The organism is Mesorhizobium sp. ES1-4 (genome assembly GCF_020164745.1).
Taxonomy (GTDB): Bacteria; Pseudomonadota; Alphaproteobacteria; order Rhizobiales; family Rhizobiaceae; genus Mesorhizobium.
The window spans coordinates 205,272-226,183 of record NZ_JAIUGV010000010.1; the positions used below are offsets into that span (position 1 = coordinate 205,272).

The following is a 20,912-nucleotide window of genomic DNA, read 5'->3' on the forward strand; positions in this document are numbered from 1 at the left end:
AAAGATCAGACATGACCTATCAGAATTATTCGCTGAAGCAGCTTCAGCAGATCGATGCCGCGCACCATCTGCATCCCTTCACCGACCACAAGGAACTGCGCGAGGCCGGCGCGCGCGTCATCACCCACGCCAACGGGCCGTTCATCTACGATTCCGAGGGGACGGAACTGCTGGATGGCATGGCCGGCCTGTGGTGCGTCAGTATCGGCTACGGCCGTGACGAACTGGCCGAGGCCGCCTATGCCCAGATGAAGGAATTGCCGTACTACAATTCCTTCTTCAAATGCTCGACGCCGACGCCGGTGCTGTTGTCGAAGAAACTGGCCGAGATCGCCCCACGCAACGTCAACCAGGTGTTTTACGGCTCGTCCGGTTCGGAGGCCAACGACACCGCGTTGCGCCTTGTCCGCCATTATTGGGTGCTGGAGGGCAAGCCAGAGAAGAACCGCGTCATTTCGCGCAAGATGGCCTATCACGGCTCGACCATCGCCGGCACTTCGCTCGGCGGCATGGATGCCATGCACAAGCAGCTCAACGGCGCGGTGCCCAATATCGTCCATGTGATGATGCCCTATGCCTATGAGCTGGCTCTACCTGGCGAAAGCGACCATGATTTCGGCCTGCGCGCGGCAAAGTCCGTCGAGGATGCCATCCTCGAGGCCGGCGCCGACAAGGTCGCGGCTTTCATCGGCGAGCCGGTGATGGGGGCGGGCGGCGTCAAGATCCCGCCGGCGAGCTACTGGCCGGAAGTGCAGCGCATCTGCCGCAAATACGATGTGCTTCTGATGCTGGACGAGGTCATCACCGGCTACGGCCGCACCGGCGAATGGTTCGCGGCTCAGACCTTCGACATCGAAGCGGACACCATCACCACGGCCAAGGCGCTGACATCGGGCTATCAGCCGCTGTCGGCGCTGCTGGTCGGCGACCGCATTGCCTCGACGCTCGTCGAGAAGGGTGGCGAGTTCAACCACGGCTACACCTATTCCGGTCACCCCGTGGCCTGCGCCGTGGCGCTGAAGAACCTTGAGATCATCGAACAGGAAGGCCTGATCGATCGCGTCAGGAACGACACCGGGCCTTATTTCGCCAAGGCGTTGCAGGAGCGTATTGCCGTGCACGATCTGGTTGGCGAGGTGCGCTCGATCGGCCTGATGGGCGCGATCGAGATCGTCAAGGACAAGGCAACCAAGGAGCGGTTCCTGCCGGCGGGAAGTGCCGCGGTGAAGGTACGTGACCATGCGATCGCCAATGGCATGATGCTGCGCGCTACCGGCGACACGATGATCCTGTCGCCGCCGCTGATCTGGACTCGCGACACGATCGACATGGCCTGCGAGCGCATCGGCAAGGCGCTCGACCTGGCGCAGGCCGACCTGCGCACGCGATAAAGCGAACCGGGACCCTTCGATTGGGCGCCCGGCCCTGAAAAATCCGTCGCGGCGGGAACGATTGCACCCGCCGCGCGTAGTTGCTGGCGCAGCGCATCGGCTGTTGTTTGGGGCTGTGTTCATGAGCAGGACGGGCAAGAGCCGGCGCAGCCGGGAGGCTGCCGCCATCGGCAGTGGTCTTATGCTGGCGCCCGTGGTGGCGATGATGCGGCTGCCGCTGATGGCGATGGAGGCCGGCAGCGACCAGCCATGGGGCGCCGAGACCGCGCGGGCGGTCAACGAGAAGACGGTCGCACTCGCCGAAGGCGCGTTCGCGGCGCAAATGTCCCTGCTGCAGTCGGCGTCACGTTTCTGGCCCGAAGTCTTTTCCGGCCGCACACCGTCGCTGTTCAACGGCATTGCCGCTGAACGGTCGATAAGCGCCGCGCTGAAGCCGGCCAGCCGCGCGGTGAAGGCGAATTTTCGCCGGCTTTCGACAAAGGATTAGGCGCGGCGGAACTTTGATTTTGCGCGTCGCCGAGGTGATGCGCTAGAACCAATCGGTATTCGCACCGATGGGGAACATCATGGCCGGACAACCGCTCAACCAGCCGGCTGAAATTCCGGCCGAACTCGATCGCTGGAACTGGGGCGCCTTCTTCCTCAACTGGATCTGGGGCATCGGCAACAGCACCTTCATCGCGCTGCTGGCGCTGATCCCCGTCGTCAACCTCATCATGATCTTCGTGCTCGGCGCACGCGGCAGCCGCTGGGCCTGGCGGAACCGGGCCTGGCGCGACGCAGAACAATTTCGCAAGACGCAGCGCAACTGGGCGATCGCCGGCCTTGCCGTCTGGGTGGTCAGCATCGGTGGCTGTGCGACAATGGTCGGCAGCATTCCCTTCGTGCTCAAAGGCAGCGATGCCTATCACATGACCATGGACGCCGTCCGTGCCGACTCCCGCGTCAAGGCCGCGATCGGCGACGATGTGACCGACAATTTCTGGGTCGGAGGCCACCTCAACGTGAATGCGAACGGAGCGGGCGACGCTCAGTTCAGCATTCCTGTCCACGGCACCAAGGGCAAGGGCACCGTGTTTTCCCATCTGGTGCGCAATGCAGGCACATGGAGCACGCGCCTGCTCGTGGTCCGCGTGGACGGTGTCGATGCACCCATCGTGCTGACCAATGAAGATCACGTGCCGATCCCGGGTGCGGCGATTGGAATTTAGGCGGTTCGTGGGTGACAAAGGGGCCGGAAATGCAAAAACCGCGCCCCATCGGGAACGCGGCTTTGCCAGATACGCATGGCGTTTCGCTACGAAGGCACTTGCGAAACTTACGGGCTCCGGTACGCGAGACCTGATCCGGAGCGCCGGGCGGATGCGATATGTCCGCCTCGCAATCCGTTTTATAGAGACATCGTTACCGCGGAGTTATCGAGAGCTTAAGCAAATCTAAATTTGGCAAGTTTCTCGCCGGATACCCCGAAAAGCCCACTATCTTTCTGCTTGTGGATTGCCGCCGCGCAGAAAATTAATGATTCCGGAAAAGTCGGCGCCGGCATTTCCTTGCGCGTTGAACAGAGCGTAGAGCTGCGCAGCCTCGGCGCCGAGCGGCGTTACCGCTCCGGAGCCTTGTGCCGCTTCCTGTGCCAATTTCAGATCCTTCAGCATAAGGGCAGCGGCGAAACCGGGTTTGTAATCCCTGTTGGCGGGAGAAGTGGGCACCGGGCCAGGCACCGGGCAATAGGTGGTCAGCGACCAGCACTGGCCTGATGAGGTCGAGGCGACGTCGAACAGCGCCTGATGCGACAGGCCCAGTTTCTCCGCCAACACGAAGGCCTCGGCGACGCCGATCATCGAAATGCCGAGGATCATGTTGTTGCAGATCTTCGCTGCCTGGCCGGCGCCGTCACCACCGCAATGGACGATGCGGCCGGCCATCGGCTTCAGGATCGGCTCGGCGGCGGCGAAGGCTTCGTCGGAGCCCCCGGCCATGAAGGTCAGCGTGCCGGCGGTAGCGCCGCCTGTGCCGCCGGAAACCGGCGCGTCGATCGAGAGCAGGCCGTGTTTGGCTGCGATGGCATGCGCCTTGCGCGCCGATTCGACGTCGATCGTCGAGGAATCGATGAACAGCGCGCCCTTCTTCGCTCTCGAAGCGATCTCTTCATAGACCGACAGCACATGGTTGCCGGCCGGCAGCATCGTGATCACGACATCGGCATCCTTCACCGCGGCTGGCGCGTTGGCCGTGACGACGACACCGTGTTCCCGCGCTACGGTGAGGTTCTCCGGCATCAGGTCGAAGCCGTGCACGGCATGCCCCGCCTTGACCAGATTCGCGGCCATCGGATTGCCCATATTGCCAAGGCCGATGAAGGCGATCGTCGTCATGTCTGTCTCCCAGAGCTTGCTCTCAGCGGCCGATCAGGGCGCGCGCGATGATGACGCGCATGATCTCGTTGGTGCCTTCGAGGATCTGGTGGACGCGCAGGTCGCGGACCAGCTTCTCGATGCCGTAGTCATGCAGGTAGCCGTAGCCGCCCAGCAATTGCAGCGAATTGTTGGCGACGTCGAAACCGGTGTCGGTGACGAAGCGCTTGGCCATCGCCGACCATTTGCCGGCGTCCGGCGCCTTGCGGTCGAGTTTGGAGGCCGCCGCATAGAGGAAGATGCGCGCCGCCTGCAACTCTGTCTCCATGTCGGCCAGCCTGAACTGCAGCGCCTGGAACTGGTTGATGTTCGAGCCGAAGGCCTTGCGCTCGGCCGTGTAGGAAAGCGCCTTGTCGAGCGCCGACTGCGCGCCGCCCAACGAACAGGCGGCGATGTTCAGCCTGCCCCCGTCGAGTCCTGCCATGGCTATGCCGAAACCGGCGCCTTCGCCCGACAAAAGATTCTCCGCCGGTACCTTGCAATCCTCGAAGATGACCTGGCGGGTCGATTGCATGTGCCAGCCCATCTTGTGCTCGTTGGCGCCGAAGGAGAGGCCGGGCGCATCCTTTGGCACGACAATGGTGGAGATGCCTTTCGGTCCGTCTGCGCCGGTGCGCACCATGACGGCGTAGACATCGCTGTCGCCGGCGCCGGAGATGAACTGCTTGGCGCCGTTGAGAACATAGTCGCCGCCGCTCTTCACCGCGCGCGTCTTCAACGCGGCGGCATCGGAGCCGGAACCCGGCTCGGTCAGGCAATAGCTCGCCAGCCATTCCATGGAGGCGAGCTTCGGCAGGAAGCGCTGGCGCTGTTCTTCATTGCCGAAACGGTCGATCATCGAGGCCACCATGTTGTGGATCGAGATGAAGGACGAAAAGGCCGGATCGGCATGCGACAGCGCCTCGAAGATCAGCACCGCATCGAGCCGGCCGAGCGCGGAACCGCCGACGTCGTCCCTGATATAGATGCCGCCGAGGCCGAGCGGTCCGGTTTCACGGATCACGTCGGCGGGAAAGTGTTTCCTGCGGTCCCATTCGAGCGCGTTCGGTGCGACGCGGTCGGCGGCAAAGGCCCGCGCCATCTCCTGGATAGCGCGCTGGTCCTCGTTGAGTTCGAACTGGCTGGTGCTCGCATCGACCGCGGCGTCCATGGCGTGCTCCCTGATGTCTGACCTGCTGGCCTGTCGTTTTTGGCTTTGCGCGCGCACCAATCTAGACCAATGATGCCGCCGCGCAACCCGACCCGCCGCGGAGCGGCTGTGCACCAATGCATGTGCGGAGCAAGATGTGACGATAAAATTCGATGAGCTGTTGGGACAGTTCCACGCCTATCTTGCTTCCGTTGATGACGCCCTGGTGCGCGAAGCCGTGGCGCGCATCGGCTGGGATATGCCGGCCCGCGCTATGAAGCCGCATCCGCTTGGCTGCCTGCGCCATCTCGATCGCGCGGCTGAGTTGGCGCCGATGACGGCGAAACCGCTGGTGCAAGCCCTGGCACGGCAGCGCAACGATCTCCATTGGGGGCAGACTTACAGCGAAGCGGATTTCGGAAAAGATTTCATCGATAACTATGGCTGGCTGGAAATGTTCGGCACGCGTGGTCATTTCGCCAACAGCGAGGTCGCGGCCGGCCTGCTGATCCTTGGCCCTGAGATCGTCTACCCCGACCATCATCACATCGCCGAGGAGATTTATATTCCGCTGGCTGGTGGCACGGAGTGGCGCATGGGCGAGGGCGGTTTTCGCAATCGGCAGGCCGGCGAGGTCGTCCATCATGCTTCGAATGTCAATCATGCTATGCGAACCGGCAAGGAGCCGCTGCTGGCACTCTACATCTGGCGCGGCGGGCCGCTGGCGCAGAAATCCACGATCACCGGAACCGCGACGCAGGGCCGGAACTGATGGCCAGGGCGATCATGCTGCAGGGCACGGGTTCGGATGTCGGCAAGACGGTGCTGGTCGCGGGCCTTTGCCGAGCCGCGAAAAGGCGCGGCCTGAAGGTGAGGCCGTTCAAGCCGCAAAACATGTCGAACAACGCCGCCGTTGCCGATATTCCCGGCGACAACAACCATGGCGGCGGTGAGATCGGCCGCGCGCAATGGCTGCAGGCGATTGCCTGCGGCGTCGCACCGAGTGTTCACATGAACCCGGTGCTGCTCAAGCCGCAGACCGATGTCGGCGCGCAGGTCATCGTGCAGGGCAAGGTGTTCGGCGAGGCACGGGCGCGCGACTACCAAGCGCTGAAGGGCCGGCTGATGGATGCAGTGCTGGATTCCTGGGGCAAGGTCGGCGAGGATGCGGACCTTGTCATCGTCGAGGGCGCCGGCTCGCCGGCCGAAATCAACCTGAGAAGCCGCGACATCGCCAATATGGGCTTTGCCACGCGAGCCAATGTCCCGGTGGTGCTGGTCGGTGACATCGACCGCGGCGGGGTCATCGCCTCGATCGCCGGCACGCATCTGATCCTGCCGGAAGAGGACCGGCGCATGATCGTCGGCTACCTCATCAACAAGTTCCGGGGCGACGTATCGCTATTCGATGATGGCCTGAAGGCGATCGAAAAATTCACCGGATGGCGCTGTTTTGGTGTGGTGCCGTGGCTGAAGGCGGCGGCGCGGCTGCCTTCGGAGGATTCCGTAGTGCTGGAGCGGCTGGCGTCCGGCGACGCCCGCGCGCTGAAGGTGGCGGTGCCGATGCTTGGCCGCATCGCCAATTTCGACGACCTCGACCCGCTCAAGGCCGAACCGCAGGTCGAGGTGGTGTTCGTGCCGGCGGGAAAGCCGCTGCCGGCCGATGCCGGGCTGGTGGTCATTCCCGGCTCCAAGTCGACGATCGGCGATCTTCTGACGTTTCGCGACAATGGCTGGGACCGGGATCTCGCCGCGCATCGCAAGCGCGGCGGCCATGTCGTCGGCATTTGCGGCGGTTTTCAGATGCTCGGCCGCATGGTGCGCGATCCCGATGGCATCGAAGGCAGTGTCACGGAGGCCGAAGGGCTGGGCCTGCTCGATATCGAAACTGTGATGGAGCCGGAGAAGACAGTGCGCAATGTCAGCGCCCGCTCGGTGCCGTTCGACCAGCCGCTCGAAGGCTACGAGATTCATCTCGGTCGCACCTCCGGCCCAGACACCAGGCGACCGTTGGCGATCATCAATGGCGCCAAGGACGGCGCGGTCTCGGCCGATGGCAAGGTGATCGGCACGTATATGCACGGCCTGTTCGGCGCCGACGACTTTCGTGGGAAATTCCTCGAAAGCCTCGGCATCAGGGGCGGCGGCATCGATTACCGGGCCGAAGTCGAGCGGGCGCTGGACGAGGTGGCTGCCGAGTTGGAGACCCATCTCGACTGTGACGCGATTTTCGCGCAGGCCCGCTAAGGCAATTGCAGGAAAAGTGCGTAGCGGTTTTCCGTCCGGAATTGCGTGAAGACAAAGAGTCTAAGGCGCACCGATATTCAAGGTGATGCCGGCCTGACTTGAAGCTCAGCACATCTTACGTTCGGCTCAAGCCTTCTCACCGGCCTTCGGCCAGTAGGTGCCGAAGGACCAGACATTTCCTTCAGGGTCGCGGCAGATGAACTCACGGCTGCCATAATCGCGGTTCGTCAGTTCCTGGATGATCGTCGCGCCGGCCTTCCTGGCTTTGGCGTAAGCGGCGTCGGCATCGTCGACGGCGATGTAGATCGACGTGCCGCCGCCCGAACCGGGTTCGCCGACCATCTTGCCGTAGTCGTCGTCGCGCACCGTGCCCAGCATGATCATCGACGAGCCGAAGACCAGTTCGGCATGATGCACGACCTCGCCTTCGCCATAGCGGGCCCGGACGCTGAAACCGAAGGCCTCGCAAAGCCAGTCGATCATTTTCGCCGCGTTTTTGTAACGCAGGGCAGGGTAGAGACGGGGAGCTTCAGTGGTTGCGGGCATGGGAGCCTCCTTCAATTGGGTTGGTCCATGCCTCACTGTGTTCGAAGACCGTTCCAGCGTCTTGAAGAAATGTTACCTGACCGAAATTGCCGTCGGCGTTTCGCCTGCAAGAACGCGGAATTCGCGCACCAGATGCGCCTGGTCGGCATAGCCGCAATCGGCGGCGACATCGGCCCAGTCGACGGTCGACTGCCTCGCCAGGCGCAGTGCCCGGTTGAAGCGGACGATGCGCGACAGCGTCTTGGGGCCGATGCCGGTCGCGTCGGAGAATTTGTCGGCGAGGTGTTTGCGGCTCCAGCCCAGCCGCGCGGCCAGCGATGCAACCCGGGTCCGGCCGCCGGACGCGATGATGCGATCATAGGCCCAGGCGATTTCCAACGGCGTCCCGGCGGCGCTCTCAAGACGAGTGGCGACGAAGGCCTCGGCAAGATCGAAACGTGCCGTCCAGTCAGGCACGTTGCCGAGCCGTTCACGCAGCGCCGCGCCTTCCGCGCCAAGAACGTCATCGAGGGCAACCATGCTGTCGGTCAATTCGCTCATCGGCAGGCGGAAGAAGCGGCGGGCGCCAAGAGGGGTGAAATTGACCTGGATGCAGCAGGCGCCACCGGAGGATTCGATCATTACAGGACCGGCGAAAAGGCCGGCGGCGAAACTGGCGACGCGGTCATTGTCACAAGGCGGCCTGCCGAGGCCGATGGCGAAGGGCTCGGCGAAGCTGATCACCAACGGCACTGTCAGCGACGCGTATTCAACATTGCGGAAATGGCCGGGTGCCGTTTCGCGGTAGCCGCAAATGTCGGTAACGATGCCGTCGAGCGCAGGGCTGGCAAAACGCCTGCGCATCTCGAAGCGCCCTGCGATGGAGCAGTCTTGTTCCTTTCGGCGCGGCATGTCGATTGGCATGGGCCATCCTTCCACCCGGCGAAGCTATTAGCAGAGGCTGGATCAGAATCAAAAGCGCCCGGTTTTTGGCCGGGCGCTCTCGGTCCCACCTCAAGGGAAACTTGTCAGACTCCGCGCATCAGGCAGCCGGCGGCGAGCACGATATAGGCGACAAGCATGATCCACACCGATGCGAGCGGAATGAACGCAAGGACGCCAAGTGCTGCAAGAATGCCGATGATGGCGATAACAACGGAGATGATGAAAACAATCTGGGTAGGCGCGCTGAGATTCATGTCTGGTCCCTCCAACATGATTCGAACATGTCATTGTAACAGGCGCGTGATCAGACACCAATCATGACGCGCAGAGGGTTGGCGGGATCGGCCAGCAGCTTCACCGCCAGAGCCACGCAAACGACCACCAGCAGCGGCTTGATCAGTCTGGCGCCGATCCGCATGGCCAGACTGGCGCCAAGCCGGGCGCCGAGGAACTGGGCAACGCCCATCATCAGGCCGATCTTCCAGGAGATGACGCCGACAGCTGCAAAGATGATGAAGCCACCAATGTTGGAAGCGAAATTGAGCAGCTTGGTGTGCGCGGTCGCCTTGAGCACGCCGTAGCCGGCGAGCGTCACGAAGGCCAGCATGTAGAAGGAACCCGCGCCCGGCCCGAAGACGCCGTCATAGAAGCCGATGGCCGGCACCAGGGTCACACCGAACAGGAAGGGCGACAGGCGCTCGGCCCGGTCCACATCATTCATGTTGGGCTTGAGCGCGAAGTATAGCGCGATGGCAATCAGCACCAGCGGCAGGGCGGCGCGCAACAGGTCGCCGGGCACGATCGTGGCCAGCAATGCGCCGATGGCGCCTCCGGCAAGTGCGAGCAGCGCCGACGGCAATTGCCGGCGCAAGTCTACATGGCCTTTGGAGGCATAGTGGATCGTCGCCGACCCGGAGCCGAACATGCCTTGCAGCTTGTTGGTTCCAAGCGCCTCGACCGGCGAGAAACCTGCCAGCAGCAGCGCCGGAATGGTGATCAACCCGCCGCCGCCGGCGATCGAATCGACAAACCCCGCGGCAAAGGCGGCGAAGGCGAGCATGGCGATGGATTGGATGCCGAGGTCGATCATCTGGCGCTGAGACATTTAGCTGGCTGGATACCGGGCGTTCGACCACGATCGCCCTGTTTGCGCAAGGCCAATTCCGCGCTAACTCTATTGACGAGGAATCGGAAAGGGGCGGCTCATGGCATACGCATTGCTGGACCGGATACGGTCGATCTTCGAGGGCGACCCAGGCGTGCGCAAGGTGGCGGACGATCCTGTCCTGTCGGCGGAACTTCTGATGCTCTTCCGCATGATCCTGGCCGATGGGACAGTCAGCGAGAGTGAGATGGTTGCATTCCGGCGCATCTGCAAGGATGCGTTCGGCATTCCCGAGACCAGCATCGACGGCGTCATCGAATATCTCAACGAATTCGGCTACGAGACCAACGGCTCGCAGGCGATCGCGCTGTTCCGCGATCTGGACGTCGAACGGCGCAAGCAACTGGCCCAGCACATGGCCGAGATCGCCAAGGCGGATTCACAACTGGCCGAGAGCGAGGTGCGCCTGTTGCGTCGCACGCTCGATTTGCTCGACATCAGCCCGGTCGATCTGGTGAAGCCCGCCGAGTAGGAACGGATGTCCCGGCCGGAGGCAAGCTGCCTGCGGCGGCTCCTCGCTTCGCGAACCGGTCGCTCACCCCTGTTCCTGCATCCGCCGCGCAATCGCTCGATGCAGATCCGGAGCCGCCGAAACAAGAGCCTGCGCCGCCTCGGATCGCGGATGGTCGAGCACCTCGCTCGTCTTGCCGCGCTCGACGATCCTGCCCTCATGCATGATCAGCACTTCGTCGGTGATGGCGCGGGCGACGGTCAGATCATGGGTTATGAAGAGATAGGCTATGCCGAGTTTCTGGTTGAGCCCGGCGAACAGATCGAGGATCTGGGCGCGGATCGAGACGTCGAGTGCCGAGACCGGCTCGTCGGCAACGACCAGTTTTGGGCGGGTGATGATGGCGCGGGCGATCGACAGGCGCTGGCGCTGGCCACCTGAAAATTCGTGCGGGTATTTGTCCATGTCGCGTTGATCGAGGCCGACCTCGTGCAGCGCATGAGCCACCATTTCGCGGCGCTCGGCGCGGGTCGGCCGCCTTTCCAGCAGATGCAACGGCTCGGCGACCAGTCTCTCGACCTTCTGGCGCGGATCGAAGGAGCCGTAGGGGTCCTGGAAGACGACTTGCATGTCGCGCCTGGCCGGCTTCAGCGCGGCTTCGCGCTTTCCGACGATGGCTTCGCCGCGAAAGCGGATCGCACCCGCATTCGGCCGGTCCAGAGCCAGGATCATGCGCGCAAGGGTCGACTTGCCGCAGCCGGAACGGCCGACCAGCGCCACCGACTGGCCGGGCGCCATCGACAGCGAGACGTCGTCGACCGCACGAACGTCAGGCGCTCGCCTGAACAGCGAGATGCGGCGGCCGGGGTAGTTGCGGCTCACACCCTCGACGTCAAGCAAAGGGAGGCTCGATCCGGCGCCGTGCGGCCGGGCACGTGCCGGCACATGCATCGAGGCCTGCGCCAGCTGGCGGGTGTAGGGGTGGAGCTGTTCCGACAGCGTGCGCGCCGTGTCGCCGGCCTCCATCACCTCGCCGCGGCGCAGAATGGTGATGCGGTCGGCCATCTCGGTCACGACGGCGAGGTCGTGCGAGATAAGCAGCAGGCCCATGCGGTTTTCCGCCACGAGATCGCGCAGGAGGTCAAGGATCTGTGCCTGCAGCACGACGTCGAGCGCCGTCGTCGGCTCGTCGGCGATCAGCAGCTTCGGCTTCAGCGCGCAGGCAATGGCGATGACAACGCGCTGGCGCTGGCCTCCGGACAGTTGGTGCGGATAGCGCGACAACGGGAATTTCGCCGAAGGAAGGCCGACGCGGTCGAGCATTTTTCGCGCCCGCTCCTCGGCGTCGGCACGGCTAGCCCTGGTGTGCCAGCGTATGCCTTCGGCGACTTGTTCGCCGATCGTCTTGACCGGATTGAGCGCTGTCATCGGTTCCTGGAACACCATGCCGATGTCGTCGCCACGCAGGGCGCACATCTGGTCCTCGGTTGCCGCCAGGATATCGACGCCATTAAACGTGATGCGCCCGGTGGCGCGTGCGGCATGGGGCAGGAGTTGCATCACCGCCAGCGCGGTCATCGACTTGCCGGAGCCGGATTCGCCGACCAGCCCCATGACCTCGCCGGGCGCGACGGAGAGTTCCATGTTCTTCAGGATCTGCGTGCCGCCGATGGTCAGCGACAGAGTGTCGACCTCGAGCAGGTTCATCGCTGCCGCCGCGATTTCGGATCGAGAATATCGGCGATGCCGTCACCCAGAAGGTTCAGGCCGAGCACGGTGACCACGATCGCCATGCCGGGGAAGATCGCCATCCACGGCGCCACCACCATGCGGGTCTGGGCGTCGAACAGCATGCGGCCCCAACTCGGCATTGGCGGCTGCGCGCCGAGGCCGAGATAGGAAAGCCCGGCTTCGGCCAGGATGCCCAGCGCGAACTGGATCGTCCCTTGCACCACCAGCAGCGTGGCGATGTTGGGCAGCACATGCTCGATCGATATCTGCGCGCTGCTCTTGCCGGCGGCGCGCGCGGCAAGGATGAATTCGCGCGGCCAGACGGCAAGCGCGCCGGCGCGGGCAACGCGGGCGAAGACCGGAATGTTGAAGATGCCGATGGCGATGATGGCGTTGACGGCGCCCGGCCCGAAGATGGCGGTGATCATGATGGCCGACAGCAGCGCGGGGAAGGCGAAGACGAGATCGTTGACGCGCATCAGCGCCTCGTCGACGAGGCCGCCGCGCGCGGCGGCAAAGGCGCCGAGCGGCACGCCGACGCCCATGCCGATGCCGACGGCGACCAGCGCCACGGCAATCGAATTGCGGGCGCCGACCATGACCATCGACAGGATGTCGCGGCCGAAATGGTCGGTGCCGAACCAGTGCGCCAGCGACGGGCCCTGCGTCTTGTCGGCTATGACCAGCTTCGTCACATCGTAAGGCGTCCAGGCATAGGAGATTACAGCCATCGCCAGGATCAGCACGGTGATGACGAAGCCGGTAACGAAAGCTGTGTTCCTGAATGCCTTGGCCAGGATACCGACGAACGTCTCTTCGGGGATGTCGATATGCAGCGTCATTGCCGGGTTCTCAGGCGGGGATCGACGACGGCATAGGACAGGTCGACGGCGAGGTTGACGGCAATGACGGCCGCGACCAGCAGCATGACCACGCTTTCAACGACGATCAGGTCGCGCTGGGTGATAGCCTGGAACACCAGCCGGCCGAGGCCGGGGAGATAAAAAACGTTCTCGATGATGATGGTGCCGGCGAGCAGGAAGGCGAATTGCAGGCCAAGAATGGTCAGCACCGGGATCATGGCGTTGCGCAGCGCGTGCCGCCACAGCACGGCCCGGTAGGGCAGGCCCTTGGCGCGGGCGGTGCGGATATAGTCCTCGTTCAGCACCTCGATCAGAGCCGAGCGGGTGACGCGGGCCAGGATCGCCGCCTGCGGCAAGGCAAGCGCCACCGCCGGCAAGAGCAGTGATTTCAGTGCCGGCCAGGCGCCGGCGCCCCAGCCGGGAAAGCCGCCGGCGGGGACCAGCCGCAGCCAGACCGCGAAGACGTAGATCAGCATCAGCGCGAACCAGAAATTGGGCACGGCGACGCCAAGCTGAGCCGCACCCATCGCCACCGTGTCGCCGGCCCGTCCGCGCCGGCTGGCGGAATAAAGCCCGACCGGAATGGCGATGATGGTGGAGAGGGCGAGCGCGACCAGCGCCAGCGGCAGCGACACGGCAAGACGTTCACGCACGAGATCGATGACCGGTACCGAATAGGTATAGGAGCGGCCGAAATCGAGGCTGAACAGGCCGCCTGCCCAATGCAGGTAGCGCCAGGCCAGCGGCGCATTGAGGCCCATCTGGTTGCGCAAGAGTTCGACCTGATCGGCGCTGGCGTTCATGCCCAGCATCAGCCGCGCCGGGTCGCCGGGGAGGATTTCCAGCACGGCGAATACCACCATCGAGGCAAGCACCAGCGTGGCGAAAGCGATGGCGAGGCGCTTGAGGAGATAGGCGGTCATGGGAGGCGAGGGATCGGCGCGCACCATGACCCTCATTCGCTCCACTTCACCTTGGTGAGATCATTGGCCTGGATCGGCGCGTTTTCCCACAGGCCCTGCAATTTGGCGTCCCAGACGCCGACCTTGGGCAATTCGTAGAGGAAGCCGACCACCGCGTCGTCGGCCAGGATCTTCTGTGCCTCGCCAAGCAGTTCCTTGCGCTTGGCTTCGTCGGAGGTGAGGTTGAGGTCGGCGATCACCTTGTCGAAGGTCGGATTGTCGTAATTGAAGTAATAGTCCTTGCGCGAATAGATATCGATGTCGTTCGGCTCGGTGTGGGAGACGATGGTCAGGTCGTAGTCCTTCTTGGTGAACACCTGGTCCAGCCACTGGGCCCATTCGACGGGGATGATCTCGAGGTCGATGCCGACCTCGCGAAGTTCCGAGGCGATGATCTCGCCGCCGAGCCGCGCGTAGGAGGGTGGCGGCAGTTTCAGCGTCGCCTTGAAGCCGTTCTCCAGTCCGGCCTCCTTCAACAGTTCCTTGGCCTTGGCTACATTGTGCGGATAGAGGCCGGTGAGGTCGACATAGTCCTTGTTGGCCGGCGACATGTGCGAGCCGATCGGCAGGCCAAGCCCGGCCGAGGCGCCGTCGATGATCGCCTTGCGATCGAGCGCGTAGGAGATCGCCTGCCTGACCTGCAGCTTGTCGAAGGGCGGCTTCTTGTTGTTGATCGACAGGATGGTTTCACCCTCGGTCGAGCCGATCACCACCTTGAAACGGGGGTCGTCCTTGACCTGTGCGAGACTGTCGGGATCGAAGAAGGGGAAGGCCTGGATGTCGCCGGACAGCAGTGCCGGCACATAGGCCGCCGCATCCGGCACGATGCGGAACTCGACTTTGTCGAGGAATACCGGGGCGCCCCAGTAATGGTCGGCTTTTACCAAAGTGATGGATGATCCCTTGGCCCAGTTCTGGAACTTGAACGGACCGGTGCCGACAGGATTTGCCTTGTTGGTGTCGGCGGATTTCGGCGACACCATCACTGCGTCGCCCCAGCCCATGTTGTAAAGGAAGGACCCTTGCGGGTGCTTCAGCGTGACCTCGACCGTTGCCGGGTCGATGATTTCGACCTTGTCGATTGCGGCGAACAGGCCCTTCTGCGCGTTGACCGAATTGTCGGCGCGCGCCCGATCGAGCGAGAATTTCACATCATCGGCGCTGAAATCGGAGCCGTCGTGGAATTTGACACCGGTGTGCAGCTTAAACGTATAGACCTTGCCGTCATCGGAAATGGTCCAGCTTTCGGCCAGATCCGGCAACACCTCGCCATTGGGGCCGATCCGGGTCAGGCCCTCGAACACATTGGCGTAGAGCACTTCCTTGATCGCCGCCGCGGCACCCGCGGTCGGATCGAGATGCGGCGGTTCGAGCGGAATGCCGATGACCAGGTCGGTCCGGGCGGCAAAAGACTGACTTCCGGCGGCAAGCGTAAGCACCGCCGCGGCCAGAATGGTTTTCCACAGTCTCATCGTGCGACTCCCCATGCGTTCAGGACGCGTGCTCAAACCCGGCGATAGAAGCGTGATTTCGCGCGGTAGTAAATTGCGTTTCTTGCCGCCGCGCTTCGCGGTTGGGAATGTTTTTCTCATGCCGGCCGTATCGACCGGCAGAAGCTTGCCGCCGAGACTAGCCGGAGGCGGTGCCACGCAGCAGCACGTCGAGCCCGATCGCCATCACCTTGGCCGATTCCACCATGTCCGATATGCCGACCCATTCGTCGGGCCGGTGGGCGAGGTCGAGAATGCCGGGTCCATAGGCGATGCAGTCATGGATGTGGCCGATGCGGGCGATATGCTTCTGATCGTAGGTGCCGGGCGAAATGACATAGTCGGGCTCGCGGTCGAAGATCGCATGAATGCCTTGCGCCACCGCCTTGACCACGGGCGCGTCGCGCTCGGTCATCAGCGGCAGCACTTCCATCAGGTCGCGGATCTCGTAGTCGAATTTTTTGCGCTCGCGCTTCAGCCGGTCGAGAATGCCGGTCACTTCGCTTTTGACCGTGGCGAGATCTTCCTCGAGCAGGAAACGGCGGTCGATGGTCAGCCGGCAGGAATCGGGCACGTTGGGCGAGGGCAGTCCGGGCCGGAAATCCTCGGTCTGGCCGCCATGGATGGAATTGATGTTCATGGTCGAGCGCCTGGCGCCTTCCGGCACCACCGGCATGCGCGTCATCTTGCGGTCGAGCGCCGGGAACAGCTCATCCTCGAAGGCCCGCAGTACGGCGCCCATGTGGCGCACCGCATTATCGCCAAGGAAAGGCATCGAGCCGTGCGCGATCTCGCCCTTGGTCTCGATCTCCGCCCACCAGACGCCGCGGTGGCCAAGGCAGATGCGGTCCTTGTTGAGAGGCTCGGGGATGATGACGTGGTCGACCCTGGGTTTCGAAAAATAGCCGAGCCCGGCCAGATGGGCGACGCCGCCGAAGCCGCCGGATTCCTCATCGACCGTACCCGAGATCTCGATGGCGCCGGGAAAGTCGGGGAAGACTTCCAAGAAGGCCTCGACGGCGATGATGGAGGCGGCGAGGCCGCCCTTCATGTCGCAGGCGCCGCGGCCATAGACCTTGCCATCCCTGACGATGCCGGCAAAGGGATCCACGGTCCAGCCTTCACCGGCCTCGACCACGTCGATATGCGAATTGAAATGGACGCAGGCGCCGGGTGACCTGCCATCGAAACGCGCAACGACATTGACGCGCGGATAGCGATCCGTGTCGCCGGGCGTGCCTTCGGCACGGACGAACTCGGTCTCGAAGCCGCGTTTGCGAAGCCGCGCGCCGATGTATTCGGCGCATGGCCGGTAGGCTTCACCGGGCGGATTGACGGTTGGAAAACGGATGAGGTCGGCGGCCAGCGCGACCACTTCGTCGCGCCTGACATCGATTGCCTTGAGGAGTCGCTCGTTCATGCGACGAGTTGAGCAGCGATCGCCGCGATTTTGCAAGTCCGTCAACCACACCCGTGCGGACGTGTCGCTGCGGCAACTATCGCGGGAAATCGTTCAAATTCGCTGCAATGGATTGGCCAATTGGTCAAGGAGTGTGTGTATCCTGTTCGCCTGCCATTAAAAAAGTGAAGCACAAAGTGATGGTGGGCATGCAAGGGGCAATCAAAGGGGTTTGAGGGCATGAAAAAGTTCTTAATTGTGGCCGCGATGCTGGCAACGGCGTTGTTTGGAACATCTGTCGCAGGCCAGGCGGCGATGCTTGAGGCGAAGATCGATGTGTCGTCGCAGATTATGACGGTGAGATATGGCCTGGAGGTTTACCGGTGGACCGTGTCCACGGCGCGTCCAGGTTATTTCACGCCGCGCGGCACCTACCGGCCGCAGCGGACCGCGCGGATGTGGTATTCGAAAAAGTACCATATGTCGCCGATGCCATATTCCGTATTCTTCCATGGTGGTTATGCCATCCATGGAACAGGCGCCGTCAGGCAGCTCGGCCGCCCGGCCTCGCATGGCTGCGTGAGGCTGCATACGGCAAATGCCGCGACCTTTTATTCGATGGTGCGCGAAGCCGGATTCGGCAACACGCGCATTGTCGTCACCAACTAGAGCGGTTCAGCGTTTGATAGAATCGCTGAACCGCTCTAACTCTTTGTTTTTCACGCAATTCCGGGCGGAAAACCGCTACGCACTTTTCCTGGAATTCCTCTAGGCGATTAGCGATTCCCGGATATCGGCCTTGCCTGCCGGCGGAGGAACTCGCGCTCCCGCCAGCGGCTGTTCAAGTGTTTGAGACGGGAGCCGGCTTGGCGCGCTTTTTGCGCCGCCAGTTGCTGATCTCCCACCTCTTGTGGAACCACATCCACTGGCCGGGATCCTCGCGCACCCAGCGCTCGACGACGTCGTTCAGCATCTGGGTGGTGGCGTGGACGTCGATGCTGCCTTCGGCGGTGCGCGGCAGGACCAGCTTGTCCTCGATCTCGAGCCGGAAGCGGTTGCCCGGTAACCTGACGCAACGCGCCGGATAGACATCGCAGTCATAGTGACGGGCAAGAGTGCCGAGCACGCGGTTGCTCTGGCAGGGCCGGCCGAAGAAGGTCGTCTCCAGGCCATTGGAGAATTTCTGGTCGACCAGGACGCCGATGTTGCCGCCGTTTTCCAGCACTCCGGCCAGCGCGAACGAGGCACCAGCCATCGAAGGCAGCAAGCCTCCCATGGTCGATCGCCTTGTCGAAAGGATGTAGTCGGCGAGGTAGGGATTGTTGGGCGGGCGAAACAGCGCCGTGATGTTCATGCCGAAGGTCGCGGCCGCCACCGGCAGCAATTCGAAGTTGCCGAGATGGCCAGTGAAGACGATATGCGGCCGCTTTTCGGCGGCGATCTCTACGAAATGCTCTGTTCCCTTGACCTCGACGCGACCCGGCTTGCCGGCGGCGGGGTCATAGTCGAACAGGGCGTCGAGAAAGATGTATTCGGCCGCAAGGCGGGCCATGTTGCCCCACATGTCGGACGCGATGGCCTGGATTTCACCATCACTTTTTTCCGGATAGGCCTTGCGCAGGTTGTCGATGGCGACCTGGTGGCGTCCGACCCTTGGGCCGATGAGGCGAGCCACACGGTCGGCAAAATTCAGCGCGCTGTCGACCGGCAGCAGGCGCAGCAGCGACATGATGATCATCGCCGCGCGCGCGACAAGCCAGTAATTCGCCTGGCGCAGTTGCCTGCCATAGCGAAATTTCAGATCGCGGCGAAGCTTCTTGAGCACGGAAATCGAGGCTCTAGACGACGCGCAGGATGATCTTGCCGAAGACGTCGCGGCCTTCCATGCGCTTCAGCGCGGCATCGATATCGTCGAAGCCAACCTCGGTGTCGATGACCGGCGCAACCTGTCCCGCCGCCATCTTCTGCATGGCGTTGGCCATGTTCTCCATGCGGCAACCGAAGGATCCGAGTAGTTTCAACTGCTGCTGGAAGAGCTGCATCAGGTTGATCTGCGTCGACACGCCCGAGGTCGAGCCGCAGGTCACCAGTCGGCCGCCGCGCTTCAGGCACAGCATCGATCCGGCAAACGTGTCGGCGCCGACATGTTCGAACACGACGTCGACGCCCTTCTTCTTGGTCAACTTGCGCACGACGCCTTCGAAACGGTCGTCACGGTAGTTGATGACATGGTCGGCGCCGAGCGCCCTGGCCTTGTCTATCTTGTCGTTGGAGCCGACGGTGGTGATGACGGTGCAGCCCATCCGCTTGGCCAACTGGATGGCCGCCGAGCCGATGCCGGAGCCGCCGGCGTGGACAAGGACCGTCTCACCAGGCTGCAGCCTGGCATTGTCGAACAGCATGTGCTCGACGGTGCCGAAAGTAACGGGCGCCACCGCCGCCCCGATATCGGTTACGCCGGGCGGGGCGGGGACCAGCAGGCGCGCCGGCAGGTTGATCTTCTCCTGCGCGAAGCCGTCGAGATGGAAGCCGTGGACGCCCGAAACATGTTCACACAGGTTGTCGCGGCCTTCGCGGCAGGCGTGGCAGAGGCCGCAGGTGCGCGCGCCGTAGATCGATACTAATTGTCCGGGTAGCAGGCTGGAAACGCCGGGACCGACCGCCTCGACTTCGCCCGAGGCTTCCGCGCCGACGACAAGCGGCAGCTTGCGCTTGGCGAAGGCCATGCCGCGCCAGCCCCAGACGTCGATGTGGTTCAGCGCCACCGCCCTGATGCGCAGCGTGACCTCACCAAGCGCGGGCGGCGGCGGGAGTGGCAGGTCCACCGTTTCAAGGCGGCGGTCCTCGATAAGTTGCAGTGCGCGCATGGAGCCTGTCGGTTCTGTTAAGCGGAAAGGGCTCGCTTAGACCGGTTCCCGCGCCATGACAAGGCAAGTGTTCTGGCCGCCGAAGCCGAAGGAGTTCGACAGAACGGTGCGAACCTGCGCATCGCGCTTCTTGTTCGGCACGACGTCAAGCATGATTGCCGGGTCGGGATTGTCATAGTTGATGGTCGGAGGAATGACGCTTTCGCGCATCGTCATCAGCGAAAACGCCGCTTCGACCGCGCCCGCCGCCGACAGCGTGTGGCCGATCATCGACTTGTTGGACGAGATCGGCATCGAGCCGATGCGCTCGCCGAACACCGTCGACAGCGACAGGTGCTCCATCTTGTCGTTTTCAGGCGTCGACGTGCCATGGGCGTTGACATAGTCGATCTCGTCCTCGCCGAGGCCCGCGTCGGCAAGCGCTGCCCGCACGGCGGCAATCGCCGGCGAACCGTCCGGCTTGGAGCGGGTGCGGTGGAAATCGTCGGCCTTTTCGCCACAGCCGCTGAGGATGCCGAGAACGGCGGCCCCACGGGCAAGCGCCGCCTCCAGCGATTCCAGCACCAGAGCGCCGGATCCTTCCGCCAACACGAAGCCGTCACGGTCCTTGGAAAACGGCTTGGAAGCCTTTTCCGGATCGTCGTTGTGGGTGGAGAGAGCCGACAGCAGAGAAAAACGGATCAGCGCCTCGGCGGTCGCCGAGCCATCGGCACCGATCGACAGCGCCCGGTCGCATTCGCCACGGCGGATCGCCTCGACGCCGAGCTGGATGGCGGTGGCGCCGGAGGCGCAAGCAGTCGAGAGCGTGATCGGCAGGCCGCGCGTGCCGAAGCGGTCGGCGAGCCGGTCGGCGATCGAGCCGAACTGGGTGGTTTCGAAGACATCGAGTTCCTTCAGGCCGCGCGCGACGCGCAGCAGCCTTTCGGCGCCGGAATCCTGCTTGTCGGAATTGTAGAGCGCGAAGCGGTCGTGCCAGTCGAGTTCGACCGGCGGCGAGGCAAGAAAGAGAGGACCGCCGAAATCGCCGGAATTCAGGCCGGCTTCGCCAACAGCTTCCTGCGCCGCGGTTTCCGCCAGCTCATAGGTGAGGAGGCTTGCTCCCCTGGAGCTCGACGGCAGAAAATCGACCATGCCGGAGATGCGCGTGTTGAGGTGGTCGACCGGGAAACGGGTGATGGGGTGGATGCCCGACTTGCCCGAAGTCAGCGCCGCCCAATTGTCTGATTTGCCGACGCCGAGCGAGGTCACAACGCCGATGCCGGTGACAGCGACGATCGGCCTGCCCATGTGATCTCTGAAATTGGCCATCCGGGAGCCCCTCTTATCTCTGCAC

General features: G+C 63.4%; 21 protein-coding genes. 7 read left to right on the top strand and 14 right to left on the bottom strand.

The genetic code is table 11. From position 1 onward, the window contains the following. Positions 1-11 precede the first annotated feature (11 nt). The 3 genes from LB556_RS20795 to LB556_RS20805 all read left to right on the top strand — a co-directional run bounded on the left by LB556_RS20795 (position 12) and on the right by LB556_RS20805 (position 2,602). Positions 12-1,391, top strand: coding sequence for an aspartate aminotransferase family protein (locus LB556_RS20795; protein ID WP_224569604.1), 1,380 nt, complete (start codon positions 12-14; stop codon positions 1,389-1,391). A 121-nt stretch (positions 1,392-1,512) separates the two neighbouring features. Further along, a complete protein-coding gene (locus LB556_RS20800) occupies positions 1,513-1,878 on the top strand; it encodes a hypothetical protein (RefSeq protein WP_224569605.1) in 366 nt (121 codons plus the stop codon). Positions 1,879-1,957: 79 nt separating this feature from the next. Continuing rightward, positions 1,958-2,602, top strand: a complete 645-nt coding sequence (locus tag LB556_RS20805; protein WP_224569606.1) for a cytochrome c oxidase assembly factor Coa1 family protein — start codon at positions 1,958-1,960, stop codon at positions 2,600-2,602. A gap of 267 nt (positions 2,603-2,869) precedes the next feature. On the opposite strand, the gene mmsB is transcribed toward LB556_RS20805, so the two are convergent. Both mmsB and LB556_RS20815 read right to left on the bottom strand, forming a co-directional pair. Next, entirely contained in the window at positions 2,870-3,766 is an 897-nt protein-coding gene (gene mmsB, locus LB556_RS20810) for a 3-hydroxyisobutyrate dehydrogenase (protein ID WP_224569607.1), read from the bottom strand. Between the two features lie 22 nt (positions 3,767-3,788). After that, positions 3,789-4,955 (bottom strand): isobutyryl-CoA dehydrogenase, encoded by a 1,167-nt coding sequence (locus LB556_RS20815; protein WP_224569608.1) that lies wholly within the window; start codon positions 4,953-4,955, stop codon positions 3,789-3,791. Positions 4,956-5,091: 136 nt separating this feature from the next. Here LB556_RS20815 and LB556_RS20820 point away from each other — a divergent pair, with 136 nt between their 5' ends. Then, positions 5,092-5,706, top strand: coding sequence for a dimethylsulfonioproprionate lyase family protein (locus tag LB556_RS20820; protein WP_224569609.1), 615 nt, complete (start codon positions 5,092-5,094; stop codon positions 5,704-5,706). Next, complete coding sequence (locus LB556_RS20825) at positions 5,706-7,181, top strand: cobyric acid synthase (protein ID WP_224569610.1); 1,476 nt, start codon at positions 5,706-5,708, stop codon at positions 7,179-7,181. The genes LB556_RS20820 and LB556_RS20825 overlap by 1 nt, the downstream gene beginning before the upstream one ends. A 126-nt stretch (positions 7,182-7,307) precedes the next feature. On the opposite strand, the gene LB556_RS20830 is transcribed toward LB556_RS20825, so the two are convergent. The 4 genes from LB556_RS20830 to LB556_RS20845 form a co-directional block, all read right to left on the bottom strand. Beyond that, positions 7,308-7,727, bottom strand: coding sequence for a VOC family protein (locus tag LB556_RS20830; RefSeq protein WP_224569611.1), 420 nt, complete (start codon positions 7,725-7,727; stop codon positions 7,308-7,310). A gap of 72 nt (positions 7,728-7,799) precedes the next feature. Next, positions 7,800-8,630, bottom strand: a complete 831-nt coding sequence (locus LB556_RS20835) for a helix-turn-helix domain-containing protein (protein WP_224569612.1) — start codon at positions 8,628-8,630, stop codon at positions 7,800-7,802. 104 nt (positions 8,631-8,734) lie between these two features. Then, positions 8,735-8,905: a hypothetical protein gene (locus tag LB556_RS20840; RefSeq protein WP_224569613.1), complete on the bottom strand. Its 171-nt coding sequence runs from the start codon at positions 8,903-8,905 to the stop codon at positions 8,735-8,737. 50 nt (positions 8,906-8,955) lie between these two features. Continuing rightward, positions 8,956-9,741, bottom strand: a complete 786-nt coding sequence (locus LB556_RS20845; protein WP_224569644.1) for a TSUP family transporter — start codon at positions 9,739-9,741, stop codon at positions 8,956-8,958. Between the two features lie 115 nt (positions 9,742-9,856). Between LB556_RS20845 and LB556_RS20850 the strand changes: the two genes are divergently transcribed. Further along, entirely contained in the window at positions 9,857-10,288 is a 432-nt protein-coding gene (locus LB556_RS20850; protein ID WP_224569614.1) for a TerB family tellurite resistance protein, read from the top strand. 63 nt (positions 10,289-10,351) lie between these two features. Here LB556_RS20850 and LB556_RS20855 read toward each other — a convergent pair whose 3' ends face one another. The 5 genes from LB556_RS20855 to LB556_RS20875 form a co-directional block, all read right to left on the bottom strand. Then, a complete protein-coding gene (locus tag LB556_RS20855; RefSeq protein ID WP_224569615.1) occupies positions 10,352-11,974 on the bottom strand; it encodes an ABC transporter ATP-binding protein in 1,623 nt (540 codons plus the stop codon). Next, positions 11,971-12,840, bottom strand: coding sequence for an ABC transporter permease (locus LB556_RS20860; protein WP_224569616.1), 870 nt, complete (start codon positions 12,838-12,840; stop codon positions 11,971-11,973). Before LB556_RS20860 ends, LB556_RS20855 begins: the two co-directional genes overlap by 4 nt. Further along, a complete protein-coding gene (locus LB556_RS20865) occupies positions 12,837-13,784 on the bottom strand; it encodes an ABC transporter permease (protein WP_224569645.1) in 948 nt (315 codons plus the stop codon). The genes LB556_RS20860 and LB556_RS20865 overlap by 4 nt, the downstream gene beginning before the upstream one ends. Before the next feature lie 32 nt (positions 13,785-13,816). After that, positions 13,817-15,295 carry an ABC transporter substrate-binding protein gene (locus tag LB556_RS20870; RefSeq protein ID WP_224569617.1) on the bottom strand — a complete coding sequence of 493 codons (1,479 nt, stop codon included), beginning with the start codon at positions 15,293-15,295 and terminating at the stop codon, positions 13,817-13,819. A gap of 157 nt (positions 15,296-15,452) precedes the next feature. Continuing rightward, on the bottom strand, positions 15,453-16,733 hold the full coding sequence (locus tag LB556_RS20875; protein ID WP_224569618.1) for an acetylornithine deacetylase/succinyl-diaminopimelate desuccinylase family protein: 1,281 nt from the start codon (positions 16,731-16,733) through the stop codon (positions 15,453-15,455). Between the two features lie 219 nt (positions 16,734-16,952). Between LB556_RS20875 and LB556_RS20880 the strand changes: the two genes are divergently transcribed. After that, positions 16,953-17,381 (top strand): L,D-transpeptidase, encoded by a 429-nt coding sequence (locus tag LB556_RS20880; protein WP_224569619.1) that lies wholly within the window; start codon positions 16,953-16,955, stop codon positions 17,379-17,381. Between the two features lie 172 nt (positions 17,382-17,553). On the opposite strand, the gene LB556_RS20885 is transcribed toward LB556_RS20880, so the two are convergent. The 3 genes from LB556_RS20885 to LB556_RS20895 are packed head-to-tail and all read right to left on the bottom strand — an operon-like array spanning position 17,554 to position 20,887. Then, positions 17,554-18,537 carry a lipid A biosynthesis lauroyl acyltransferase gene (locus LB556_RS20885; protein WP_224569620.1) on the bottom strand — a complete coding sequence of 328 codons (984 nt, stop codon included), beginning with the start codon at positions 18,535-18,537 and terminating at the stop codon, positions 17,554-17,556. Positions 18,538-18,550: 13 nt separating this feature from the next. Continuing rightward, the gene (locus tag LB556_RS20890; protein ID WP_224569621.1) at positions 18,551-19,579 is read right to left on the bottom strand and encodes a zinc-binding dehydrogenase; all 1,029 of its coding nucleotides are present in this window, start codon (positions 19,577-19,579) and stop codon (positions 18,551-18,553) included. 36 nt (positions 19,580-19,615) lie between these two features. Next, on the bottom strand, positions 19,616-20,887 hold the full coding sequence (locus LB556_RS20895) for a beta-ketoacyl-ACP synthase (protein WP_224569622.1): 1,272 nt from the start codon (positions 20,885-20,887) through the stop codon (positions 19,616-19,618). Positions 20,888-20,912: the final 25 nt, after the last annotated feature.

What these genes read in the sequence shown, in the direction of transcription:
- LB556_RS20795 (WP_224569604.1), top strand. Translation starts at nt 12, where the DNA reads ATGACCTATCAGAATTATTCGCTGAAGCAGCTTCAGCAGATCGATGCC.
- LB556_RS20800 (WP_224569605.1), top strand. Translation starts at nt 1,513, where the DNA reads ATGAGCAGGACGGGCAAGAGCCGGCGCAGCCGGGAGGCTGCCGCCATC.
- LB556_RS20805 (WP_224569606.1), top strand. Translation starts at nt 1,958, where the DNA reads ATGGCCGGACAACCGCTCAACCAGCCGGCTGAAATTCCGGCCGAACTC.
- mmsB (WP_224569607.1), bottom strand. Translation starts at nt 3,766, where the DNA reads ATGACGACGATCGCCTTCATCGGCCTTGGCAATATGGGCAATCCGATG.
- LB556_RS20815 (WP_224569608.1), bottom strand. Translation starts at nt 4,955, where the DNA reads ATGGACGCCGCGGTCGATGCGAGCACCAGCCAGTTCGAACTCAACGAG.
- LB556_RS20825 (WP_224569610.1), top strand. Translation starts at nt 5,706, where the DNA reads ATGGCCAGGGCGATCATGCTGCAGGGCACGGGTTCGGATGTCGGCAAG.
- LB556_RS20830 (WP_224569611.1), bottom strand. Translation starts at nt 7,727, where the DNA reads ATGCCCGCAACCACTGAAGCTCCCCGTCTCTACCCTGCCCTGCGTTAC.
- LB556_RS20835 (WP_224569612.1), bottom strand. Translation starts at nt 8,630, where the DNA reads ATGCCAATCGACATGCCGCGCCGAAAGGAACAAGACTGCTCCATCGCA.
- LB556_RS20840 (WP_224569613.1), bottom strand. Translation starts at nt 8,905, where the DNA reads ATGAATCTCAGCGCGCCTACCCAGATTGTTTTCATCATCTCCGTTGTT.
- LB556_RS20845 (WP_224569644.1), bottom strand. Translation starts at nt 9,741, where the DNA reads ATGATCGACCTCGGCATCCAATCCATCGCCATGCTCGCCTTCGCCGCC.
- LB556_RS20850 (WP_224569614.1), top strand. Translation starts at nt 9,857, where the DNA reads ATGGCATACGCATTGCTGGACCGGATACGGTCGATCTTCGAGGGCGAC.
- LB556_RS20855 (WP_224569615.1), bottom strand. Translation starts at nt 11,974, where the DNA reads ATGAACCTGCTCGAGGTCGACACTCTGTCGCTGACCATCGGCGGCACG.
- LB556_RS20860 (WP_224569616.1), bottom strand. Translation starts at nt 12,840, where the DNA reads ATGACGCTGCATATCGACATCCCCGAAGAGACGTTCGTCGGTATCCTG.
- LB556_RS20865 (WP_224569645.1), bottom strand. Translation starts at nt 13,784, where the DNA reads ATGACCGCCTATCTCCTCAAGCGCCTCGCCATCGCTTTCGCCACGCTG.
- LB556_RS20870 (WP_224569617.1), bottom strand. Translation starts at nt 15,295, where the DNA reads ATGAGACTGTGGAAAACCATTCTGGCCGCGGCGGTGCTTACGCTTGCC.
- LB556_RS20875 (WP_224569618.1), bottom strand. Translation starts at nt 16,733, where the DNA reads ATGAACGAGCGACTCCTCAAGGCAATCGATGTCAGGCGCGACGAAGTG.
- LB556_RS20880 (WP_224569619.1), top strand. Translation starts at nt 16,953, where the DNA reads ATGAAAAAGTTCTTAATTGTGGCCGCGATGCTGGCAACGGCGTTGTTT.
- LB556_RS20890 (WP_224569621.1), bottom strand. Translation starts at nt 19,579, where the DNA reads ATGCGCGCACTGCAACTTATCGAGGACCGCCGCCTTGAAACGGTGGAC.
- LB556_RS20895 (WP_224569622.1), bottom strand. Translation starts at nt 20,887, where the DNA reads ATGGCCAATTTCAGAGATCACATGGGCAGGCCGATCGTCGCTGTCACC.